Annotated in this window: 4 protein-coding genes; 1 reads left to right on the top strand and 3 read right to left on the bottom strand. The window is 67.5% G+C overall.

Features of this window, described 5'->3' with window-relative positions:
* The coding region (locus AC1D15_RS29860) for an MBL fold metallo-hydrolase (RefSeq protein WP_477828874.1) at positions 1-556 on the top strand (556 nt) is incomplete at its 5' end.
* A gap of 69 nt (positions 557-625) precedes the next feature.
* On the opposite strand, the gene AC1D15_RS29865 is transcribed toward AC1D15_RS29860, so the two are convergent.
* From AC1D15_RS29865 to AC1D15_RS29875, 3 genes are all read right to left on the bottom strand, one after another.
* Positions 626-856, bottom strand: coding sequence for a hypothetical protein (locus AC1D15_RS29865; RefSeq protein ID WP_465113218.1), 231 nt, complete (start codon positions 854-856; stop codon positions 626-628).
* Positions 857-1,010: 154 nt separating this feature from the next.
* Complete coding sequence (locus tag AC1D15_RS29870) at positions 1,011-1,502, bottom strand: hypothetical protein (RefSeq protein ID WP_052213046.1); 492 nt, start codon at positions 1,500-1,502, stop codon at positions 1,011-1,013.
* A 4-nt stretch (positions 1,503-1,506) separates the two neighbouring features.
* The coding region (locus AC1D15_RS29875) for a winged helix domain-containing protein (RefSeq protein ID WP_477828875.1) at positions 1,507-1,856 on the bottom strand (350 nt) is incomplete at its 5' end.

The raw sequence follows: 1,856 nt of genomic DNA on the forward strand, positions 1-1,856 counted from the left end.
CCGTCACCGCGTGCCGTTGTGGACGAGCCTGGGCACCTGGCGCGCGATCGGCGATCCGTCGGCGGAAGAATGGCTGAACGTCGCGCGCGACGGCGAAGCCATCACCGTCGGCGACCTGCAGCTGCGGCCCTACACCGTGCCGCACGATGCCAACGAGCCACTGCAGCTGCGCCTGACCGATGGCGATGCCTGCCTGGGCGTGCTGACCGACACCGGCTCGTCGACGGCGCACGTCATCGCGCACCTGCAAGGCTGCGATGCGCTGCTGCTGGAATGCAACCACGACGTGCAGATGCTCGCGAACTCGAGCTACCCGGCCTCGCTGAAGCGGCGCGTCGGCGGGCGGCTCGGGCACCTGTCGAACGAGAGCGCGGCCGAGATCCTCGCGGCCTGCCACCATGCCGGGCTGCGCCACCTGGTGGCCGCGCACCTGAGCCGGCAGAACAACCGGCCCGAGCTGGCCGTTCAAGCGTTGCTTGGCGTGACGGGCGGCAACGCGGACGACATCATCGTGGCCGATCCGGCGCTGGGATTCGAATGGCTCTCACTGCGCTGACTTTTACGCTGAGAAGTACAGGCGAAAAAAAGCCGCCCGAAGGCGGCTTTCTCACATCGCCGAAGCGATTTACTTGACAGCCGAAGCGGCGGCCGAAGCAGCGCCGGCAGCAGCCGAAGCAGCGTCCGTGGCAGCCGAAGCGGCCATTGCAGCGCCCGAAGCAGCGGCGTCAGCCACCGGAGCGGGAGCCGGAGCCGGCGTGGCGGCCGGAGCAGCCGGAGCGGCCTCTTCCGGCTTCTTGCCGCAAGCGGCCAGAGCAACAGCAGCAACCAGGGAAGCCAACAGAAGCGACTTTTTCATACTTATCCTCAATGAAAGGTTCAGACAATTACCGGTAATTGTGGGAACCCTCCGATCAATCGATACACGGCAGATCCCCAACGGACTCAGACCTACGAAAGCTCGAGCGTTTCGTAGGTCCAGCCCATGATTATACGCAGACCCAGTGCATACCCTATAGGCCCAGGGTTGTCGCAGGAAAGGCCTCGACGGAGCGTTGCAAAAGTGCATCAAGGTGTTCGCGCGTGCGCACCGCATCGCCCTCGTCGGTGGACCAGCTCGCGCGGTACTGCGCCGGATTCAGCAGCCGCAGCGTGACCAGGCCCGGGGCCAGCAGCACGGTCGGGACATCGCGCTCGTCATCGCTGTCGGGCGAGCGGCATTCGACGATGTGCGACCACTGCCGGCGCCATTGCGCGAAGCGCGCGTGGCGCCGCGACATCTCGTCGAAATGCCCGCCCAGCATCGTCAGCTTGCGGTGCGCGAAGGCCCAGCGCGTCAGGTGATCGAGCACCGCCTGCTCGCCGAGCGGCCAGTCGGCGAAGTCGGGATCGCTCAGCAGCAGCTCGCGACAGCCCTGCTCCGCCGCGAGCGCGAAGCCCTCGCGCAGGGCCTGCAGGAAATCGCTGCGCGACGTGATGATGCGGGGCGTACCGGTCTCGTCCATCTTTTCACTCCTTGTGCAGCGGGCGCACCCAGCCCGCCTGCGCCCATTGGTCGAGCAATCCGAAGGCATCGTCGCTCAGCCGCGCGACATCGGCAAGTGCCAGGCTGCGGCCGTCCGCCAGCAGGCGCATCAACCGCGCGTCGCGGCCGGCCGCGCGAAACGAATCGCCGTTGATGAACACATGCCGATCGTCATACATCATCCGCGTGCGGCGGTCCAGGCGCACCGCCTGCGGCGCCTCGAGCGGCTCGCCGGCATCGAACCACACCGTCGGCTTCGGCTCGCTCAGCAACTCGCCGAGCGCGCAGGCGAGCGCTGCCGGGTCGCGCAGCAGCCGCTGCACCGCATCGGCCG

This window comes from Rhizobacter sp. P2_H2 (assembly GCF_056403375.1).